The organism is Micromonospora sp. NPDC047762, from assembly GCF_043204655.1.
Taxonomy (GTDB): Bacteria; Actinomycetota; Actinomycetes; order Mycobacteriales; family Micromonosporaceae; genus Micromonospora.
On record NZ_JBIDCQ010000007.1, the window covers coordinates 228,324 to 249,085 of the forward strand.

Sequence of the window (20,762 nt, forward strand, 5' to 3'; positions counted from 1 at the left end):
ACGTGCTCACCGCCGGCACACGACCGGCAGCGAGAGGTCGGCGTCGGATGACTACGGGACAGCGTGCGCCATCATCCATTCCCCTGCTCGGCGTCGAGGAAGAGTTCCTCGTCGTCGACGTCGACCGGGGCGAGCTCGTCCCGGAGGCGGCCATCGTCGTCGACCGCGCACGCCCGGCCCTCGGCACCCGGGTGGGTGGTGAGATCACCAAGTTTCAGGTGGAGACGCGAACCGACCCGTGCCGGAGCGTCGAGGATATCGGCGTGCAGCTCGCCGAGGGCCGCGCCGCCGTCCAGGCCGCAGCCCTGTCGGCGGGTCTGCGGGTGATCGCCAGCGGCTCGCCGGTGCTGGGCCGCGCCGTGCCGCCGCCCCTCACCGAAGGACCTCGCCAGGACCGGGGCACGGCGACCTACCGTGGGCTGCACGACGAGCTCGCGATCTGCGCCGTGCACGTCCACGTGGAGCAGCCCGACCGGGACCGGGCGGTGCTGATCGGCAACCATCTGCGCCAGCACCTGCCGGTGCTGCTCGCCCTCACGGCCAACTCGCCGTACTGGCCCGAACGCGACACCGGGTACGCCAGTTGGCGCAGTGTCACGTGGGGGCGCTGGCCGGTGGCCGGCCCGCCCCCGTTCCTGACGTCGGCCCAGCAGTACGACGACCACGTGGACATGCTGCTCGAGGCGGGCGCGCTGGTCGATCACGGCACCATCTTCTGGGATCTCCGGCTGTCCACCAACCACCCCACCCTTGAGGTACGGGTGGCCGACGTACCCGTCAGTGCCGCCGAATCCGCGGCGCTCGCGGCCCTGGTGCGAGCTCTGGTGGTCGTCTCCGGGGATGCCGTCGACCGGGGCGACGAGGGGCCGGAACTGGTCCCGGAGCTGATGCGACTGGCGTACTGGCGGGCCGCCCGCGACGGGATGGGCGGCCACGGCGTCGACGCCGCCACGGGACGACTGCTGCCCGCTACGGCCCTCGCCGAACGGCTGGTCGCGCTCGCCCGACCAGCGCTGGACGAGGCGGGTGACCGCCACCGGGTGGAGGCATGGCTGAGGTCGCTCACCGTGGACGGCGACGGGGCGACCCGCCAGCGGGCCGCCGCGGCGCTCCGTGGACGCCTGACCGACGTGGTCGACGACATCGCCACCCGGACCGCGCCCGACGTGCCGACCCGCGAAGACAGCACACCTGCGTAACGACATGCCGTCAGGCCTCCGAAATGCTGAACTCACCGGATGCCGGCGGCAGGTGACCCTCCCGCAGAAACCGGCACGCCGGATCAGGGGAGGTTCCAGGTGCACGACGCAGACCTGCTTTCCAAGGTCCCCATCCAGTTCGAGCGTCGATCCCCCGCGGACATGGTGCGGGAGGCGGAGGCGTTCGCCGACCGCATGGCGCGGCGCCGTTCCGTGCGCGACTTCGCCAGCGACCCCCTGCCCGACGGGGTGGTCGAGGCGGCGATCCGGGCCGCGTCGACAGCACCCAGTGGGGCCAATGTGCAGCCGTGGCGGTTCGTCGTGCTGACCGACCCGGCCCGCAAACGCCGGCTACGCGAGGCGGCCGAGGCCGAGGAACGCGCGTTCTACGACCGCCGCGCGTCGCAGGAGTGGCTCGGCGCGATCGCCGGTCTCGGCACCGACTGGCGGAAACCGTTCCTGGAGACCGCACCTGCCGTCATCGTCGTGTTCGAGGTGCACCAGGGGCCGAACACCCCGAAGCCGTACTACGTCAAGGAGTCCGTCGGCATGGCGGTCGGTCTGCTGATCACCGCGCTGCACCATGCCGGCCTGGTCACACTGACCCACACGCCCAGCCCGATGCGATTTCTCAACGAGGTGTGTGAGCGTCCGCCCGAGGAGCGCCCGTACGTGGTGATGCCCGTCGGGTATCCCACGCCGGACGCCCACGTCCCCGACCTTTCCCGCAAACCCCTCGACGAGGTCATGATCCGCTGGTGAGGTCCCTGGTCAGGAAATCGACCAGGGGCTCGACGTGCCGGTCCGTTCGCCGCCACTCGGCCAGCAGATCCTCCAGCAGGTGCTGCTCGGCGAGCAGTTCGGTACCGCGGTACCGCCGGATCACCGGGTGGATGAAGGCGCTCTCCCTGGCCCGGTCGGGGGTGGGATGCCGCTCGATGGCGAAGACGTCGCCGTAGTCGTCGCGGCCCCACCGGAGCGCGAGCGTGTACCACTGCGTGGCAGCCCCGAAGCGCTCCACGGCGTAGTCCTCCGGCAGGTCCTCGTAGTGGTGGAAGTCGCCGCTGGCGTCGTCGCGGACGAAGACGTCACAGAGGTATTCGAACTGGGTCCACAGCGCCGAGGACCAGTTGACGCGGTCGAGCATCAGCTTGGTCAGCGACGCGGCGTCGGCCGGCGTCGTCGCGTACGACAACGGGACGTCGTCGTAGCGCTCACGGAGAATCCGGGTGAACGTACGGAGGTTGTACCGGAAGCCGTCGATGAAGGGTGACGACGCGTGCTTGACGTCCCGGGCCTGGGCGATGGTGCCGGCGAAGTACAGATCGTCGACGTTGCTCGACTGCCAGTCGGGGCGTAGCCCGGGCATGCGGCCGTCCCGCACCATGTCGGGTCGGGACGTCTCGTCGAACATCGCGGTGTTCATCCGGAAGCCGGTGCACCTCAGCACCGTGTGGTAGTCGAGGACGGCGGTCTCCCCCTGGGCGTGGGTGTACGTGATCGACACCTGGAACCGCCCGTCGACCGGCCGGATCTCGTCGATCGTGCAGTCGAGCACCGAGTGCAGGGTCTTGAACTGGTAGCTGTCGAGGATCGCGCCGTACTGACCACGGACGTCCCCGGGGTGTTTGGTGTTCCAGGCCAGTCGCAGGGGTTGCCGGCTGGCGAGGTGCACCATCGACGCGTGGCCGAGGATGGCCGACGCGGTCTCGAACGCGGAGTTGCCCTTACCGATGATCAGGACCCGCTGATCGTCGTACGCCGAGGGGTCGATGACCATGTCCTCGTACCCGATGGCGTGCTCGATGCCCGTGATGGCCGGAACGAACGGCTGGCCCCAGCCGGTCGCGACGACCAGGCAGCGCGCGCGCACCTCACCCTGGTCGGTGCGCACTGTGAAGCCGTCGCCCGTACGCCTGATCTGCTCGACCGTCGTGCCGTATCGGATGTTGAGCTTGTGCACACGTTGGAACTCGGCGAGGTAGCGCACCAGGTCATCGGCGGCCGGCAGGTATTCCTCGCTGAATTTCGGAAACAGCAGGTCCGGGGAGTCGTTCAGCAGCGAATTCCAGTCCCAGCGCAGGCGAATCTCCGGATCAGTGCTGTCGGTGTGCACCTTGTTCAGCGAGATGAGCCTGCGATGGCGTGGGAACTGCCGGAAGAACCCGCCCGGCGCGTCTCCGCTTTCGAGCGTCAGGTAGTCGGCACCGTGCTGCTGTAGGTAGTAGCTCAGTTGAACGCCGGCGGGACCCGCCCCGACGATGACGTACCTGTGCTCGTTGCTGACCATCCTGCGGCCCCTTCGACGGAGAGACGAATCCATCGACCTTGGAATGAATGTCGGCGTGTGTCAATGCCGCCGCCTCCAGGCCGGCGGGCCAACAACCCATAACACCGCAACCCGCGCATTGCCTGTCTAGGCAATAGCGACGACGCCATCCACCCGCTCGACGCCACCACGAATTTGCGCACTTGAATTCCGATCATGTCATGCGCTGTAGTGGACCGGCACGAGTCCACAACGAACAGAGGAGCGGTGACGTGCGGTACGCCGACGGCCCGACAATCGAGTGTGACCTGCATGTGGCGGCCGACCCCGCCCGGGTGTGGGACCTGGTGACGGACATCGAACTGCCCGCGCGGTTCAGCCAGGAGTTACGGCGCGTGCGGTGGTTGGACGACTGCGACAGGCCGACGCTGGGCGCCCGGTTCGAAGGGGAGAACCACCACCCCCTGCTGGGCGAGTGGCAAACCATCTCGCACGTGGTGCGCCTCGACGCGCCACGTGTGTTCGCCTGGGTGGTGGTCGACGAGGCCGGCCGGTTCGGCGGCGGCCCGGCCGACCCGGAGCGTCCGGGTTCGACCTGGCAGTTCCGGCTCGTCGAGGAGGCGGGTGGATGTCGACTGACCCACTCGGTCCGCATCGGGCCGGGCCGCACCGGCCTGAGCCTCATCATCGACCGCGCACCGGAGCAGGAGGAGGTCATCATCGAACGCCGCACGGCCGCCCTACGGGAGGCCATGCTCACCACCCTGGAGGGCATCAAGGCCCTCGCCGAGACGCCCGCCGACGACGGTCGCTGACGACGGTCAGGCCACCCGGGGCACGTCGGCGACCGGGGTGCTGTGCGGCACCTCCAGGTCGAACAGCTGACGCAGCGCCGCTGTGTAACGCTCGCCGTCCGGCTCACCGGCGAGCTGACGGACACGTACCGACGGGGGGTGCAGCAGTTGTTGGACCACCCGGTTGACAGTGCGGGCCACCTCGGCCCGCTGCGTCTCGCTGAGGTCAGGTCGGCGCTGGGCCAGCCGGCGCAGCTCCGCGCTGACCGTCCGGTCGGCCCGGCGGCGCAGCGCGGCCACGGTCAGCCCGGCGTCGGCCCCGCGGAGCCGGCCGGCCAGCGCGTCGCGTTCGGCGGCCACGATCCGCTCGGCCGCATCCTGGTCCCGACGCTCGACACCGTGGCGCGCCACCGCGCCGAGCCCGCCGATGTCGACGACCACCACGCCGTCGAGCCGGGCGACCGCCGGATCCACGTCCCGGGGCATCGCCAGGTCCAGCACGAACAGCGGCAGGTCCGGGCCGCGGGTCAGCCGGCGACGTAGCGCCGGCGCGACCAGCTCAGCGGTGAGCACCGGGTCCGGTGCGGTCGTCGCTGTCACCACGACATCGGCGGCGGCGAGAGCCGGCACCAGGTCCGCCGCGGGCACGGGCCGCACGCCGTACGCCGAGACGAGCCGGCGGATGCCCTCGGCGCCGCGCCCGGCGACCGCGATCGGTCCGGCGCCGGCGCGGCTCAGCGCGGCGACGGCGATCCCGCCCATCGCCCCGGCACCGACCACCAGGGCGGGGCGGCCGGCGAGGCCACCGGGCAGGTGTCCCGCCGGCACGTCGAGGGCGGCGGTCACCGTGCTGGCGCCGCAGCGCCCGATGTCGGTCTCGGCCCGGACCCGTCGACCGACCCGCAGCGCGTGCTGCACCAGCTCGTGGGTCAGCCGGCCGGCACTCCCGTACGAGACCGCGGCCCGGTACGCGGCCCGCACCTGCCCGAGGATCTGCGCCTCGCCGACCACCATCGAGTCCAGGCCGGCGGTGACGGTGAAGGTGTGCGCCACGGCGGCGTCGTCGTAATGCGCGTACAGGTGCCGGGCCAGCACGTCGGTCGACGCGTCGGCGTGCGTGGCGAGCGTCGCGCCGATCTCGCGCAGCCCGGCGTGGAATCCGCCGACCGCCGCCCACACCTCCACCCGGTTGCAGGTGGACAGCACCACCGCCTCCTCCACCGCCGGCCGGTCGAGCAGCGTGCGCAGCAGCCCTGGCAGGCTGGCGGATCCGACCGCGAGCCGTTCCAGTACGTCGACCGGAGTGGTCCGGTACGAGGCGCCGACGACGAGCAGGTTCATGGTGCACCTCCACGAAAGCGGCCGGTCCCGGCCACCGGCGGACCCACGACGAGCGGGCCGACCGGTGACCGGGACCGGCGGACGGTCAACGGGCGACCGGTAGCGCCACAGCGGCGGGCGGCGGTGCGGGTGTCAGGTTTTCCTCGGGTCGGTTGCGCTGCACCAGCCACCTGCCCCACCAGAACAGCCCACGGGCAAGGCATACCAGGGTCACGGCGAAGAACAGCGTGTAGACCACGTTGAACACCATGAGCAGGCCGTAGACCATGCCGACGCTGGCACCGAACATGAACTGCATCCGGGGTGCCGCCGGGGTCGTGCCCGGGTCGGTGATCATGTAGTTGGTGAACAGGACGAAGGCCACCCCGGTCATCGGGACCAGCGCGGCGACCAGCGAGACGTCCCAGATGAAGTGCCGGAGCACCGCCTGGATCACGAACGCGCCCAGCCAGCCGACGATCAGCGGCACCTTCTTGGTCAGCATGGCGTTGAGCACCGTGCCCGCCGTCACGATGACCACCGGGATCAGGATGCTGATCACCCCGGGCACGTTCTCCGTGAAGTGGTACGGCGGGGCGATGTTGACCCAGGAGAACACCAGCAGCGTGATGGTGATGCCGAAGTTGGACGGGTTCATGAAGTGCCGCATCCGGCCCTTGATCGGCGCTTGGAGCACCGCCTTCTGACCGACTGCCACGACCACCGCGAACGCGATGGGCCAGAAGTTGTCGTTGGCGTACAGCAACATGTTCGCGGCCAGCGCGGTGATGTGCGCCGGCAGGAGGAAGGTGTAGACCCCCCACGCGCCGTTGCCGCTGAAGGCCGCCGGTCGCTTCAGCGCCCGCGCCGAGACCATCTCGACGATGATCTCGGTGCCGTATCCGACCGCCAGGGCCAGGATCGGCCACAGCCAGGGCTGCTCGAAACCGAGCACGGTGTAGCCCAGGATGTTGAAGACCGTCATCGACATGGCGAAGTTGCGCAGCGCCAGGTAGCGCGGATCCTTGCTGTCCACCCGCGGTACGGCGGGCCGGTCCGTTGTGGGCGTCGGCTGCGGTGCCGTCGCGGACGGCGTGACCGGGGTGGCGAGGGACAGCTCCCTGGTCGCCTCGGGTTGCTTGACGTCCGTCATCGCTTGGTCAACTCCTCGGCTCGACTGGTCAGCATGAAGTCGTGCCACCCGGCGGTCAGGTCGAGCGTCTGCCGGTGGGTGGCACCGGTGAGGTCACGCCAGAACAGCTCGGCCTTGACCGGCCGGTCGCCGGCGGCGCCGAGGCCGAAGAACACGTCGAAGCTGCGCTTGCCGGAGTGACCCCCGCCCCCGTCGAGCTGGGCGAGTTGGGTGCGGCCGTCGGCGGTGGTGACCCGCACCTGCGCGCCGTACGCCGGTGAGGAACCGTCGCCGGACAGCGTCGGCCGGGTCAGCCGCAGCCCCAGGAAGTTGCCGTTCCCGGGCTTCTCGTTGCGGTAGTAGGCCGGCGCACCCCACTGGCGGGCCACGGCGAAGTCCTGGCCCCCGTCGCCGTTGGTGTCGGCCACCGCCACACCCCGGGTGGGAATGGGTAGGGCCAGACCGAGTTCCTTGCTGATGTTGGCGTACCGGCCGTTGTCCTCGCGTACCCAGAACGCGAGCTCGTTGTCGCCGGCGATGTCGTCACCGGGTTCGGCCTTGGGCCACATGTCCGGGTCGGAGAGCAGCAGGTCGTTGCTGATCGCCAACTCCTGCAACCAGTTGAACCGGTTGATGGTGCCCTTCACGAAACCGGTGGCCTGGACGACCGCCAACCGCCCGCTGTTGTCGAAGTCGGCCATCTTGGCATCCCAGCCCCAACCGATCCACGCCATGTTCTTGGCGGAGGCCTGGTTGCGGAACGGCGCCTCGCCCCTGCTCAGCATCTTCCGGGCCTGCTCCGGCGTCGAGGCCGTGTTCTGCCAGAGGAAATTGCTCTCCTCCAGACCCCAGGACTCGGTGATGTTGCTGACGAACGCGTCGAACCGTCCGCGCCCCTCCAGGTCGGCGAAGTCGATGGACATGCCCTTGAACGAGTCGTGCCCGAGCACGAGTGACTTCGGGGTGATCGGGTCGCGCTGACCCTCCACCAGGTCGAATCGGATCTGCCCCGGCCTGGACCGGTTGTGGAAGAGCCGATCCTGTCCGAAGTCGTTGGCCAGGTACAGCTCCGGAAGCAGATCGCCGTCCAGGTCCGCGGAGCTGGCGCCGAGCGTCCAGCCGGTGAAGAACTCCGGATCGCCGCCCACCTGCCTCTCGTAGCTCACCGAGGGCGAGTCACCGGTGGTAGCGCCGGTCCACCGCAGGAGGTACGCGCCACCGGCGTTGTGCGCGTGCGACATCGAGTGGTTCATCTGCACGTGCGGCAGGCCCTGCGGGTCGAGGACCTGGCTGTCCGGGAAGTAGTTGAAGATCCCGATGTCCGGACGGCCGTCACCATCGAAGTCGGCCACCGCGACGGCGTTGGTGTTCCACAACGGACCGCGGTAGAGGGGGCCGGTGGTCTGCTGCGGGATCAGCTCGACCGGGTGGTACGCCGCGAGGCTCAGCGAGGTCACCCCGGGGCGCTGCAGGAACAGCACCGGCGTACGGCCCCAGTAGTAGACGAGCAGGTCCATCCGGCCGTCGAGGTTGAAGTCGCCGGGGGTGCAGCCCATCGGGGCGATCGCCGGACCCATCGGCAGCGGGGCCGGATCCAGCACGAACGGCGCATACGTGGCACCGCTGTCCGGGGCCGGGGTGACAACCGCCGCGTCGCTGCGGGTGTCGACAAGGCACAGGTCGTTCGCGCCACCCTGGCCGTCCAGGTCGTTGAGCGCCACCGCGGCGCCGACCGACGAGATCCAGGACCGGATGTGCTCGTACCGGGGGTTCACCTGACGTACGGTGCGCTGCGGCAGGCCGGGCGGCAGCGCGATCGGTCGTTCGGTGAACGCGTATCGGGAGGCCAGCGCGCTGCGCTCCTCGGCAGAGGCCGAGGGCAGCCGGGCCACCGAGAACAGACCGGCGACCAGCACCAGGACGAACACGGGTGGAATGAGTCGGCGCAGGATGCCTACGGATTGCGGTGGCAAGTGTCCCCCTCGGGTAGACGGCGCCGGGACATACGGGTCGGCCGGCAGCGGGCGGTGCGGTCGGACGCGGCGTCTCGGTACGAACCATCGCCATGCTTTCGTCCGGCGCGGCGCGGTGTCTTCTCAGGAATTGCTCTCGGAGCTGTTTACGGCGAAGCGCGCACGGATGAAGAAATGTTTTCCGAAAGCGGCGAGTGCCACTGCTCACAACGGTTGTGACTCGGAAGGAAAGTGCCCGGAAACAGTCGTGGACGGCGCCGTCCCCACCCGGCGGACCGGGCGGGGACGGCGGCAGAGCACTATCAGTCGGGCAGGCCGACGCGCATGTGCAGGCCGCCGCGCACCCGCAGTGACAGCATCGGCTCAGGCACCACCGGGCGACCCGCCGGACGGGTCAGGCGCAGATCCCGCACCAGCAACGCGGTGGCGAAGGTGGCTTCCATCAGACCCAGGTGATTGCCCACGCAGAAACGGGGCCCCGCGCCGAACGGGATGTACGCGTACCGGGGTCGGTCGACGGAACGGGCCGGGTCGAATCGCTCCGGGTCGAATCGCTCCGGGTCGGCCCAGAACCGCGGGTTCCGGTGCAGGGTGTACGTGCAGATGAGCACATCCGCGCCCGCGGGGACGTGATAGCCGCCCACCTCGTCCTCGGACAGGGCCTTGCGCGGCAGCAGCCACACCGGCGGGTAGAGGCGCATCACCTCCTCCAGCACCATCGAGGTGTAGCGCAGCCGGCCCAGGTCGTCCATGGTGGGCAACCGGTCACCGAGCACCGAGACCACCTCGGCGCGCAGCCGTTCGCGTACCTCGGGGTGCCGGTCGAGCAGGTACAGGGTCCAGCTCAGTGTGCTGGCGGTCGTCTCGTGGCCGGCGAGCAGCAGGGTGACCAGTTCGTCGCGGAGCCGCGCGCGCCCGATGCGCGGATCCCGCTCCCGGCCGGCGGAGGCGATCAGTCGGGACAGCACATCCGCCCGGCCGTCGTCGGCACTGCCGCGCTCAGCGACCAACTGGTCGACGATTCCCTCCAGCCGCCGCCGGGACTGCCGGAACCGCAGCTGCCGGGGCAGCGGGAGCACCGGCGGCACCGCGCTCAACGTCGCCAGTTCGAACATCGCCTGGTCCTGCACGGCGGCGAAGTCACCGCCGATGGTCGGAAACCGGCCCAGGTCGGTGTCGAGCAGAGTACGGCCCAGCACCCCCAGCGTCAGCGAGGTCATCTCGTCCGACATGTCGACGACGTCGCCGGCTCGGCGGCGGAGCCGCTCGACCAGGGCCGCGGCCTCCTCCGCCACCTGACCGGCCTGGGCGGCGATCCGCCGGCTCTGGAACGCCGGCTGAATCACCTTGCGCTGCTTGCGCCACAGCTCACCCTCGCTGGTGAGCAACCCGTCGCCGAGCGCCCGCCGGGCGTGCACCAACCCGATGCCCTTGTGGTAGTTGGCGGCGTTGTCGGCCAGCACGTGCTTGGCGTGGTCCGGGTGGTTGAAGAAGTACAGGCTCTTCGGGCCGACGGGCAGGCGCGCCGCGTCGCCGTACCGTTGCGCGGCCGAGGTCATCATTCCCAGCCGGTCGCGATTCATCACCAGCAGCATGCGTAGCGCCGCGAGGCGCGGCGGACCGGGCGGCGTCCGGCGGGCCCGCGTCGCGACGCTCACGTCGTGGCTCCGCTACGCGCACGCTCCAACTGGCGGAACTGACCGTCGACGAAGACCAGCGCATCGTCGGCGTTGCGGTCCAGCGCCACCAGCCGACCGATGAAGATGCTGTGGTCCCCGCCGTCGTACGCCTGCCACAACTCGCACTCGAAGTGCGCGATCGCGCCGACCAGCAGCGGCGAGCCGGTCCGGCTGCCGGGCTGCCACTCGGCGAACTCGAACTGCTCCCGGCCCAGCGGCCGGCGCCGGTCGGCGAAGTAGCGGGCCACCGGCTCCTGCGCCGCGCCGAGCACCGAGACCCCGAACTGCCCGGCCTCGGTCAGTGCGCCGTGCATCATCGCGTCCCGGCCGACGCAGACCAGGGCCAGCGGCGGATCCAGGGAGACCGCGGTGAATGAGTTGGCCGTCATGCCGTGCGGGGTCGGGCCGCCTACGGTGACCACCGTGACGCCGGTGGCGAAGGCGGCGAGTGCCCAGCGGAGTGTCTTCGGGTCGGTCACCAGGCCGGTGGGTTGGGGATGAGCAGTCACAGTGACTCCTGGGGTCGCCGGTCAGGCCCGTACGCCCACGGCGTACGGCTTGAGCGCGGCCTCCAACGCCTCGGGCACCCGGGTGGGGACGGTGCGGGTGTTGGGGCCGCGCATGCACGCAACGCGCTGCGAGCCGCGGGCGACGAGGAGTTCGCCGCCGCCGGTGTCCAGCCGGACGTAGTCGAAGCCGAACTCGACCTGGGTCTGCGCCAGCTCACGCAGATGCATCCGGACGGCCAGCTCGTCGAAGGCGGTGATCTCGGCGAAGAACTCGCAATCGACCCGCAGTGTGAACAGCTTGAGATCCGCCCGGAGGTCAGCCAGGACCGCCGGTGCCTTCTCCTTGAGGAACATCTCCCGGCACCGCCCCTGCCACCGCAGGTAGTTGACGTAGTAGACGTTGCCGACGAGGTTGGTCTCTTCGAACCCGACCGTGTGCCGGTACTCGAACCAGCGCTCCACCGTCGTCACCTCCCCTCGGTGAGGATCGCGAACACCACCGGCTCGTCGACGCCGCGTACCGCGGTGACGAAGGCCGCCACCCGCAGCTCGCCGGCCCCGAACACCGTCCAGCCGGGACGCGGCGAGGGCAGCAGGGTCAGCGGTCCGCCGGGCTGGCCGCCGGACTTCTGCACACACTCCAGCGCCGTCCAGACCCGCGTGGCGGCCGTGTCGGCGTCCTCACCGGTGTCCGCGGCAACGAGCCGGGCCAGGCCGGCGTGCTCGCCGAGCAGGCCGTCCCACACCGCGTCGTCGCGGTGGAGCACCGTTTCGACGTCGCAACCGAGGGCCCCGGTCGCGGTCACCGCCAGTGTCAGCCGCGCGCCGTGCGCCACTGACAGCGTCCGCCCGCCCGCGATCTCCGGGCGGCCGTCGGGGCGGTAGGTCACCTCGACCGGCTCGCCGGTCGAACGCCGCGCCGCGATCCGCGACCGGGCCCGCCGCACGGCCAGGTGCCCGCCCGGCTGGTCGACCGGCTCGGTCGGGCCGTCCGGCTCGACCGCCACGGCCACCTGCGCGCCGAGGACGTCGCCCAGCGCCCGCTCCAGGTACGGCCCGAGTAGCGGCGCCACCCAGGGGCCGCGACCGTCCTGCTTGCGCACGGCACGCAGTCGCAGGCCCTCCCAGCGCTCCACGACCTCGCCGGCGGTGGTCCGCAGGACGACGTCGTAGACGTAGGTGTCGCCGTCGCGGCTGCGTTCGGTGGCGCAGTAGCGCAGCTCACCCCGGCCGGTCAGCTTCTCCCCCGCCGGGTGGATCCGCTCCACCCCGGTCGGCAGCAGCGTGGCGTCCGGCACGCAGACCTGGTTGCCGTGCATCAGCGCGTCCCGCACACCGGGGTCACCGAGCAGCAGGCGGTCTGGCACGAAGCGGGCAAACCAGTCGACGTCGTCGAGTGCCTCCACCTCGACGTCGACGTGGCGAGCGGCGGCCCGCCGGTAGCGGCGCAGCCGCTGGAACCGGTCACCCTGGAACAGCACGTCGCCGTACAGATCGTCGGCCGGTGACATCGACAGCGGGGCGATCTCGTCGCAGACCTGGTCGGGCGGGCCGCCGGGGGCCACCGTGTCGGTGAAGCGCATCGTCGCGGTGAAGTGATCGGCGGCGAAGCCCGTCTCCTCGCTGCGGATGGCGACCTGGACGGTGTCGTCGTCGGTCACCGTCGCGGCCACCCGGATCCGGCTGCGGCCGTACGGCGGGACGATGATCGGCCGGAGGAACTCGGCCCGCTCGATGACCGGCACCCGTCCGTCGCCGGTGACCGCACCGGCCACCTGGGCCATCGCCTCCATGCCGAACACCGCCGGGAAGAGCAGGTTGCCGTCGAGAAGGTGGTCGGCCAGGTAGAGGTCGGTACCGACGTTGAGGTCGACCTCGGTGACCAGCTCCACGCCGTGGTACCGGATCAACGGCCGTTCCACGAACCGCAGCAGCGGCAGCTCCGGCAGGTCGTACCGGACCGTGTCGATGCCCTCGGTGCGGCCGCTGATCACCACAGTGCCGGGCGCGTCCGGGTCGGCCAGCAGCCGGCGCAGGATCGCGATGCCCTGGTCCGGCGTGACCGGGGTGACCCCGTCGCGGGTGAGGGACTCGACCACGGAGAGCCGTTCGCCCATGCCGACACCCGACCAGACCGACCATTCGAGGCAGACAGCCCGGCATCCCGGGTGCCGTCGGCCGAACTCCTCGGTGGTCTCGGCCAGCCAGTCGTTGGCGGTGGCATAGTGCGCCTCGCCGCGCAGCCCGGCGCGACCGATGATGCTGCCCAGGGTCACCAACAGCTTGAGCCGGTCCGGGTCGACCGCTTCCAGGGTGGCCCTCAGGCCGTCGATCTTCGGCGCGAGCGTGGCCCGGAAGTCCGCCAGGTCCAGCCTGGCCAGCGAGGCGGGCTCGTTACGGCCGGCACCGTGCAGGACCGCGGTGACCGGGCCGAGCAACGCTGTGAGTTCGGCGACGGCACGACGTACCTGGTCGGCATTGGTGATGTCGGCGCGGGCGTAGCGGACCGTCACCCCGGCCTCGGCGATCCGGGCCAGGTTGGCCGCCAGCTCGGTGTCGGCCGCCGGGTCGGAACGGCCGAGCAGGGCCAGGCTCGCCCCGCTGTCGGTGGCCATGGCGAGCGCGCACTCGGCGGTGATGCCCTTGCCTCCGCCGGTGACCAGCAGCACGTCGTCCGCGCCGAGCGCGGGACGGGGCCGGGCGGCACGCACCGGCATGGCGCGCAGCGTCGGCACCCGGCGTACGCCGGAGGTGTCGTAGTGCACCTCGCGGTAGTCGGCGGTGCCCGCCACCTCGGTCACCACCCGGTCCACCACGGCCGCGTCGTCGGGATGGTGGACGATGGTGACCCGGGCGCGGGGCGCCTCCAGGCGGAGGGTCTTGGCCAGGCCGGCCGCGCCGCGACCGTGCTGGACCAGCACGTACCTGGTGCCAGGGGCACCGCCAAGTACCTCCCGGGCCCCGGTCAGCGCCAGGTCGAGCGCCTCCTCCGGGCAGGGGTCGGGCAGGCAGACCAGCACCCCGTCGCCGAGGTTCGCCCGCTGCAGAGCGCTGGCCAACCGGTCGGCCCAGGGGTGTCCGGGTGCGGCGTGCACCCGCCACCGGCCGGTCTCCTCGGGAGCCACCCGCGCGGGCGCGGGCAGCTCGTCCAGGTCCAGCCGCCAGGGCCGGGCCCAGGCGGCGGCTCCGGCCACCAACGGCTCGGTCACCGACCCGGCCTGCCCAGCCGTACCGGCCAACTCGTCCAACGCCTCGGCCAGCTCGCGGACGGTGGCCGTGGCGAAGTTGGTGGGCAGCGCCGCGGTCGGCACACCCATCCGCTGGGCGAGGTCGTTGACCACCTGGCCGACGGTGATCGAGCTGAGGTGCAGGTCGTCCAGGAGGTGGCTGTCCGGCTGCACCGTCTCCAGCGGCAGTTCCGCCCGCTCGGCGGCCAACTGGCGCAGCTGTTCCTCGGCGGACTCGCCGAGCAGGTCCGTGACCGTCGGCTCGGTGGGCCGGGCGGCCGGCGTGAGCGCCGCCGCGGCGGTGGCCTCCGGGAGCCGTAGCGGCGGTGCCTGCTCACACGGGCTGGCCAGGAAGGAGAACTGCTGGCCGATCTGGAGCGGCCGGATCAGCCGGCCGTGGAACAGGCCGCTGTCCACCGGTGCCGCACCAACCACGTACGCCGCGCCGACCACCTTGAGCAGACTGGCGATCGACTCCTCGTCGGTGTCCAGGGCGACCGCTGGTACGTCGGTGGTCCGGGACGCCAGCCCGGTCAGTACCCGGCCCGGCCCGACCTCGACGAACAGGTCGACGTCCTTCGCGGCGAGGGTGACCGCCAGGGTGAACAGCACCGGGTCGGTGATCTGGCGGCTCAGCAGGGCGGGCACGTCGGTGTCGGCCGGCAGCACGTCGCCGGTGACAGTGGAGACCAGCCGCCGGTCCAGCGGCCGGAACGGCTCGTCGGCCAGCGCCGCACCGAACGCCGAGGCGGCCGGGGCCACGAGCGGCGAGTGGAACGCGTGCGAGACGGACAGGACGGAGGCGTTCAGCCCCGCGTCCGACGCCCTCCGGCACGCAGCCCTGACCGCGTCCTCCGCACCGGCGATCACGGTGTGGTCGGGGCTGTTGTAGCCGGCGATCACCACCGGCAGGTCGGCGATCAGCGGGTCGACGGCCTCCGGCGCGGCACCGAGGCTGGCCATCGTGCCGGATGCGCTGTGCCGGGCCATGGTCTGGCCACGCACGGCGGCGATACGCAGCAGGCCCGCCTCGTCGATCGCGCCGGCCCAGTGCAGCGCGGAGATCTCGCCCAGGCTGTGACCGACCGCCACGGCGGCCTCGATGCCGAGCGTGGTCAACGCCCGCAGGCCCGCGGCGGAGCCGGTGACGATGCGCGGCTGGGCCACCTCGGTGGCCACCACGTCGCCGCCGGTGGGCAGGTTCGCCCGCTGGTACACCTCCTCCGCCTCGGCGAACCGGCGACGCAGCGCGCCGCCGCTGACGCCCCGTCCGGAGCCCTGGCCGGGAAAGAGGAAACCGATCCGTCCCGGCCCGCTGACGTGGCCGACCAGGCAGCGGCCGTCGGCGGAGAACATCCGGGTCTCCCCGGCCTCCACCGAGTCGCGTACCTTGCGCAGCCGCCGCTCGGCGTCCTCGGGCGAGGAGACGACCACGGCCGCCCGGAAGGGCTGCTCGCGCAGCTCACCGTGCAGGGTCGCGGCCAGGTCGGCGAGCTGGGCGTACGCCAGGGACGGCACGAACTCGATCAGCTGGTCCAGCCGCTGCACCAGGTCATTCGGAGTGGGCGCGTCGACCACCAGCAGTTCGGCGTCCTGAAGGCCGGTGGCCAGCGCGCGCGTCCGTGTGTCCAGTGTCGACCTGCGGCGTGATCGGGAGTTGTCCAGGACGATGTGGGTGTTGATGCCGCCGAACCCCATCGCGGTGATCCCGGCGCGAACCGGTGTGTCAGCGGGCCAGGCCTCCGCCCGGCGCAGCGCCCGCAGCGCGGGGGTGCCCTCGCTGATCAGCGCGTGCGGGTCCACGCAGCCGATGGCGGGCGGCAGCACCTCCTGGTGCACCGCCATCGCCGCCTTGATCAGGCCGGCCACTCCGGCTGCTGCCTTGGTGTGACCGATCATTCCCTTCACCGAACCGATCACGGCCGGCGGCGCCGACGGGTCCGCCTCGGCGCGGGCGAGCGACAACGCCTCCAACTCGGTCGCGTCGCCGACCTTGGTGCCGGTGCCGTGGCCCTCGAACAGCCCGACGGTCTCGATGCCGAAGCCCGTGCGCTCGTACGCTCGGCGCAGCGCCAGCTGGTAGCCGTTGATCTCGGGCCGGGTGATGCCGCCCTTGCCGTCGGAGGAGATGCCCCAGCCTGCGATCGAGGCGTAGATGCGGTGCCCTCCGGCGCGGGCCTCGTCCTCCCGCATCAGCACCACCATGCCGCAGCCCTCGCCCGGCCAGAAGCCGTTGGAGGAGCGGTCGTAGACCCGCATCTCGCCGGTGGCCAGCGCACCGGTCTTGGCGAAGCCGATGATCTCGAACGGGTCGATGGAAAGGTCGACGCCGCCGGCGATCGCGACGTCCACGTCGCCGTCGATCAGCGTCTTGCAGGCGGTGGCCACCGACAGCAGCGACGAGGAGCAGGCACCGTCGACGGTGTATCCGCCACCGTTGAAGTCGAAGTGGTTGCAGATCCGCCCGGCGATGGTGTTCGACAGGGCGCCGGCCAGGGTGTCCTCGTCGACCTCTGGGAACGGACTCTTGAAGGTGGCCTCGAAGCCGTCCAGGAAGGTGGCGAGCTGGTCGTCGTCCCAGTCCTGTTCCTTGAGCGCCGCGCCGACCATCCGCCGCACGTACGGCCAGCGGAGGCGGAGCTGATTCGCGCGGGAGAACTCACCGGTGAGGCTGTTGCCGATGACCACGCCGGTCCGCTCCCGGGGCAGCCCTTCGGCCATCGGGAAGCCCGCGTCGGCCAGCGCCGCGGCGGCGACGTCCAGCGCCAGCCAGTGGGTGAGGTCGGTGGAGCGGAAGGTGCTGCCGGCGATCTTGTAGGCCACCCGGTCGAACTCGTACCCCTCGATCACCGCCGCGTTGCGCGAGTAGAACCGGTCCGGGGTCTTCGGATCGGCGTCCCAGTAGTCGTCCAGCTTCAACCGCACGTCGGGCAGCCGCCGGAAGGCCCGCCGGCCAGCCAGTGCGTTCTCCCACAACTCCCGCGGAGACGTGGCGTCGGGATAGCGGCACGCCATGCCCACCACAGCGATTCTTGTCATACTGACTACGCCCTTCCTCAAACGCCCGGCGCAGCACGGAACAATTCGCGCACGGTCTTCGGTGAATGAAGCAAATCAATTTTTCCGAATCGGCACGAGCGCGTTCCTGATCCGTTGCCGCCACACTTCGTACGCGGGGAAGCCGTTCGCCGGGGCCACCCCGATCCGGGTGTCGTCGGTGACCGCCGAAGCGTCCCGCGTCGACAACCCGCACAGCACCCGGGTGGCCACCTCGTTGTGCGGCACCGTCAGGCCGGCGCGCACCCGGGCCCCGGCCGCGAAGGCCGACCCCTGGGCCAGGTCGCCCCGGTACGACCCGGACAGCTCGCGCAGCCGCTCCAGCCCCGCCTCGTCAGCGCCGCCGGCATAGGTGGCGGCCAGCCCGGCACCGGCCCACAGGTCCGCCCGACGCCGCTCCGGGAACCCGGCGAACAGGCGGGCCAGCCGGTCCGGATCGGCCCCGACCACGAACCAGGAGGCCCGGCCGACGCCCTGGTCGATCGCACGCACCGCGTACCTGCCCGGGTCGTCGCCGGGCCAGGGAAAGGTTTCCTCGCGGTAGCGCTGCTCGATGTAGCTTCCGGTGCGGAAGTACGCCTGGTGGAAGCCGTAGCCGTCCAGCACCAGCCAGCGCAGCAGCGGGTCCGGCGCGTACAGCCGGGACCAGAGGAACCGGGGCAGCCGGGCCATCGCCCAGCCCACCCCGACGTACGCCATGTAGACGTGCGGGTCGCCGGGGCCGGCGAGGAACTCGGCCACCCGCCCGCCCCGCCCGGGCAGCGCGTCGCGGATGCTCAGGCCCATGGCCGCGCCTTCGTAGGCGAAGCCGCGCCAGGTGGGCGCCAGCCGCTCCAGCGGGGCCACGACGTCGGCCACGACTCGGGCCTCCGCGGCCTCGCCGAAGCCGGCGAGGAAGGACCCGCCGACGGTCTCCAAGCGCTCGCGCGTCGCTTCGTCAGTGACGTGGAAACCCCGGACGGCACACGTCGTCTGGGAGATGTCAGGGGTCAGGACACGCCGTCGCAGCCTTCGCCAAGCTCTCATCAGCACCCCCAGGGCAATAGATATGTCGCCAATATTCGCAGCCCGGGCGAGGACATTCTTCTTCATTGTTGCGGCGCTTTGAACCGACCTCGGGCAGGCAGGGGCCGCGCCCGGAAAATGGGCGCCTAAATGGGTAGCGGGAATCGCTACGACACGCGCGTCGCGGGCACCGGGAAATGAGCGCGGATGCGGCGGCGCCACACTTCGTAGTCCGGTTCGGCGTCGTCGGCGAGGCTGTCGACCGCGACGTCGTCGGCCAGGGCGGCGGCGGCCTCGACCGACATCCCGGCCAGCGCCGTCAGCGCGACCTCGGTGTGCGCCGGTTGGAAACCGGAGAAGTGCCGGGCCTTCGCCGCGAAGACCGCGCCCTGCGCCAGGTGCGCGTGGTCCTCTCCGGCGGCGTCCACCAGCGAGCGCAGGCTGCCCAGGTCGGCGCCGCCGGCGAACGTGGCCGCCAGGCCGACACCGCTCCACAGGTCGGCCTGCCGGGCGGGCGCGAACCGCCGCACCGCCGCGGCGACGTCCGCCGCGCCGGCCCCGTGGATGAACCAGAGCGCCCGGCCGATGCCCTGGTCGACGGCGCGCGGAAAGTAGTCCGCCCGCCCCTGCCAGGGGTACGCGGGCAGCAGCTCCTGCCGGGTCACCCACCGCTCGGTCTCGAAGTACGCCCGGTCGAAGCCGTAGCCGTCGACGGCCAGCCAGCTCATCGTCGGGTAGTAGGGGGTGCCGGTCAGATCCGGCAGCACACCCTTCCACAGTGGGCGCGGCAGGCGGGCCATGGCGAACCCGATGCCGATGTAGGTCAGGAAGGTGTGCGGCCGGCCCGGACCGGAGAGCAGCTCCCGGGCTCGGTGGCGGCGCGGCCCCGGCATCGCGTCGATGACCGTGAGCGCCATCGCCGCACCCTCGTACGCGAAGCCGCGCATCTCCGGTTCGACCAGTTCCAGACGACGTTCCAGCTCCCACTGGTCGCGCATGTCGATGCCCCACTCGAACCCGCAGATCACCGCCTGCGGAATCGCCTCGAGGCGGCGGGTCACCGGGCCGGGCGTCACGGGGAAGCCGCGACGGGCGAAGGTCGTCTCCGCCAGTGACGGCGTCAGGACCAGCCGCCGTATCGAACCCAGGGTCGTCGGCATCGTCGTCCTCCCTCACGGCCCGGCGACGTGCCGCGGCCGGCGTACCCATCGTCGTACGCCGGCCGCATCTCGCGCGCCTTCGTTCATGCGCTCCCGGTCACCGTCAGCGTCGCCCCTCCCGGATCCGGGGCCGGCGTAGCAGCACGACGGCCACGACCACCACCAGCAGCAGGTCCAGCACGAGGAGGCCCACGCTGAGCGGATCGTCGGCACCGTGCTGGTGCCCACCGGGCCCGACCGAGGGGGCGTCGGCGGCCACCGACACGGGCGGCCCGGCAGCGGCCACGGTGAACCGGGTCGTGCCACTCAGTTGCCGTCCGTCGGTCAACAACACGTGGTACGCGGCCAGATACGCCCCGGCGGTCTGAACGCGGACGGGCAGCACCAACCGCTGCTCCTCCAGCTTCGCCGGACCGGCCGCTATCGAACGGCTCTGACCGGCCGGCGCGACGGCCAGATGGAACTCCCTCGCCCGCACCGTGCCCTCGAAGGTGACCACCACCTCGGCCGGCGGGCCGGCCACTGTCGCGCCGTCCGCCGGCGTCACCGCGGCGACCCGGGCGGTGGGCTTGTCGGTGAGTGCGGCCAGCGCCACCACCGCGCAGACCACAACGGCGACGAGGTACCCGAACCAGCGGGACCCGGGCCCCGGACGCGCTGCCTCCGACGCCGTCACGGCATGCTGGGCGCCACGGTCAGCCGTGGGGCGCAGCTGCAGGTCATCAGCGCGGACTCGGCCCGGTTCGGCCGTAGGTGCAGGATGATCGCGATCACCATCGGCAGGAACACCACGGTGTTGTAGAACAGGTGGAGCTCGACCCGGGGCAGGACCAGCTGCAACATGCTGGTGGGAACCGAACGGCCGAAGAAGAACGTGCCGGTCTGAGCCTGCACGAAGAGCATCAGGTGCTCGATGTGGTGCCAGAACTGGATCCCGAAGGCCACCATCCACCAGGTGCGAGACCGGCCCACGAAACCGCCGCGCAGCAGCCACAGGCCGACCAGCATCACCAGCGCGTACGCGTAGTGCAGCCATTCCGAGGTGACCAGCCAGGGGAAGTACAGACCGAGCACTCCGCGCGCCTCCGGCACGGGCCAGCCCAGCGCCCAGATCTGGAACGCCTGCGTGAGGTGCTCGGCCCAGTGCGCCAGCACCACGACCATGAACAGGTTCAGCGCGGTACGGTGGTGGGCACCGTTCCACCAGTTGGTCGGGCCGACCCTCCCGGGTCGCGCCGCATCAACACTCATCCTGGCCTCCAGTCGCCGTAGCGGTCACCGCCCGAGCCCTGCGGACGGCATCCCCTCCCACCCTTCCGGCTCGCGGCGCATCGTCTTTCTTCCACAATGCTCAGTTGGCGCCGGACCCACCTCGCCCGCCGCCGCTTCCATGTCCGCAGCCTTTGCTCTGCACCCGCGGATGCGCCACCCGGCGGCC

Annotated in this window: 15 protein-coding genes; 3 read left to right on the forward strand and 12 right to left on the reverse strand. The window is 71.4% G+C overall.

All coding sequences use genetic code 11. From position 1 onward, the window contains the following. The first annotated feature begins 47 nt into the window (after positions 1–47). The gene (locus ACGF3C_RS22450) at positions 48–1,199 is read left to right on the forward strand and encodes a glutamate--cysteine ligase (RefSeq protein ID WP_393224841.1); all 1,152 of its coding nucleotides are present in this window, start codon (positions 48–50) and stop codon (positions 1,197–1,199) included. Positions 1,200–1,361: 162 nt separating this feature from the next. Continuing rightward, positions 1,362–1,961, forward strand: coding sequence for a nitroreductase family protein (locus ACGF3C_RS22455; protein WP_357225300.1), 600 nt, complete (start codon positions 1,362–1,364; stop codon positions 1,959–1,961). On the opposite strand, the gene ACGF3C_RS22460 is transcribed toward ACGF3C_RS22455, so the two are convergent. Continuing rightward, positions 1,945–3,489: an NAD(P)-binding domain-containing protein gene (locus ACGF3C_RS22460; protein ID WP_393224844.1), complete on the reverse strand. Its 1,545-nt coding sequence runs from the start codon at positions 3,487–3,489 to the stop codon at positions 1,945–1,947. The genes ACGF3C_RS22455 and ACGF3C_RS22460 overlap by 17 nt on opposite strands. A gap of 251 nt (positions 3,490–3,740) precedes the next feature. Here ACGF3C_RS22460 and ACGF3C_RS22465 point away from each other — a divergent pair, with 251 nt between their 5' ends. Continuing rightward, entirely contained in the window at positions 3,741–4,283 is a 543-nt protein-coding gene (locus ACGF3C_RS22465) for an SRPBCC family protein (RefSeq protein WP_393224847.1), read from the forward strand. A 6-nt stretch (positions 4,284–4,289) separates the two neighbouring features. On the opposite strand, the gene ACGF3C_RS22470 is transcribed toward ACGF3C_RS22465, so the two are convergent. The 11 genes from ACGF3C_RS22470 to ACGF3C_RS22520 form a co-directional block, all read right to left on the reverse strand. After that, positions 4,290–5,603 (reverse strand): glutamyl-tRNA reductase, encoded by a 1,314-nt coding sequence (locus tag ACGF3C_RS22470; RefSeq protein ID WP_393224849.1) that lies wholly within the window; start codon positions 5,601–5,603, stop codon positions 4,290–4,292. Between the two features lie 85 nt (positions 5,604–5,688). Beyond that, positions 5,689–6,735 carry an enediyne biosynthesis protein gene (locus tag ACGF3C_RS22475; RefSeq protein WP_357231925.1) on the reverse strand — a complete coding sequence of 349 codons (1,047 nt, stop codon included), beginning with the start codon at positions 6,733–6,735 and terminating at the stop codon, positions 5,689–5,691. Beyond that, on the reverse strand, positions 6,732–8,666 hold the full coding sequence (locus ACGF3C_RS22480; RefSeq protein ID WP_357231937.1) for a CRTAC1 family protein: 1,935 nt from the start codon (positions 8,664–8,666) through the stop codon (positions 6,732–6,734). The genes ACGF3C_RS22475 and ACGF3C_RS22480 overlap by 4 nt, the downstream gene beginning before the upstream one ends. Positions 8,667–8,989: 323 nt before the next feature. Further along, positions 8,990–10,345: a cytochrome P450 gene (locus tag ACGF3C_RS22485; RefSeq protein WP_357231928.1), complete on the reverse strand. Its 1,356-nt coding sequence runs from the start codon at positions 10,343–10,345 to the stop codon at positions 8,990–8,992. Beyond that, positions 10,342–10,875, reverse strand: coding sequence for a flavin reductase family protein (locus ACGF3C_RS22490; RefSeq protein WP_393224853.1), 534 nt, complete (start codon positions 10,873–10,875; stop codon positions 10,342–10,344). Before ACGF3C_RS22490 ends, ACGF3C_RS22485 begins: the two co-directional genes overlap by 4 nt. Positions 10,876–10,896: 21 nt before the next feature. Further along, positions 10,897–11,337 (reverse strand): acyl-CoA thioesterase, encoded by a 441-nt coding sequence (locus ACGF3C_RS22495; RefSeq protein WP_357231931.1) that lies wholly within the window; start codon positions 11,335–11,337, stop codon positions 10,897–10,899. 5 nt (positions 11,338–11,342) lie between these two features. Then, the gene (locus tag ACGF3C_RS22500; protein ID WP_393224856.1) at positions 11,343–17,141 is read right to left on the reverse strand and encodes an SDR family NAD(P)-dependent oxidoreductase; all 5,799 of its coding nucleotides are present in this window, start codon (positions 17,139–17,141) and stop codon (positions 11,343–11,345) included. A 75-nt stretch (positions 17,142–17,216) separates the two neighbouring features. Next, complete coding sequence (locus tag ACGF3C_RS22505) at positions 17,217–18,185, reverse strand: DUF1702 family protein (protein ID WP_393224858.1); 969 nt, start codon at positions 18,183–18,185, stop codon at positions 17,217–17,219. A gap of 146 nt (positions 18,186–18,331) precedes the next feature. Beyond that, positions 18,332–19,324, reverse strand: a complete 993-nt coding sequence (locus tag ACGF3C_RS22510; RefSeq protein ID WP_357233357.1) for a DUF1702 family protein — start codon at positions 19,322–19,324, stop codon at positions 18,332–18,334. 103 nt (positions 19,325–19,427) lie between these two features. Further along, positions 19,428–20,000 carry a copper resistance CopC family protein gene (locus ACGF3C_RS22515; RefSeq protein ID WP_357233355.1) on the reverse strand — a complete coding sequence of 191 codons (573 nt, stop codon included), beginning with the start codon at positions 19,998–20,000 and terminating at the stop codon, positions 19,428–19,430. Further along, positions 19,997–20,575: a hypothetical protein gene (locus tag ACGF3C_RS22520; RefSeq protein ID WP_357233353.1), complete on the reverse strand. Its 579-nt coding sequence runs from the start codon at positions 20,573–20,575 to the stop codon at positions 19,997–19,999. The genes ACGF3C_RS22515 and ACGF3C_RS22520 overlap by 4 nt, the downstream gene beginning before the upstream one ends. Positions 20,576–20,762: the final 187 nt, after the last annotated feature.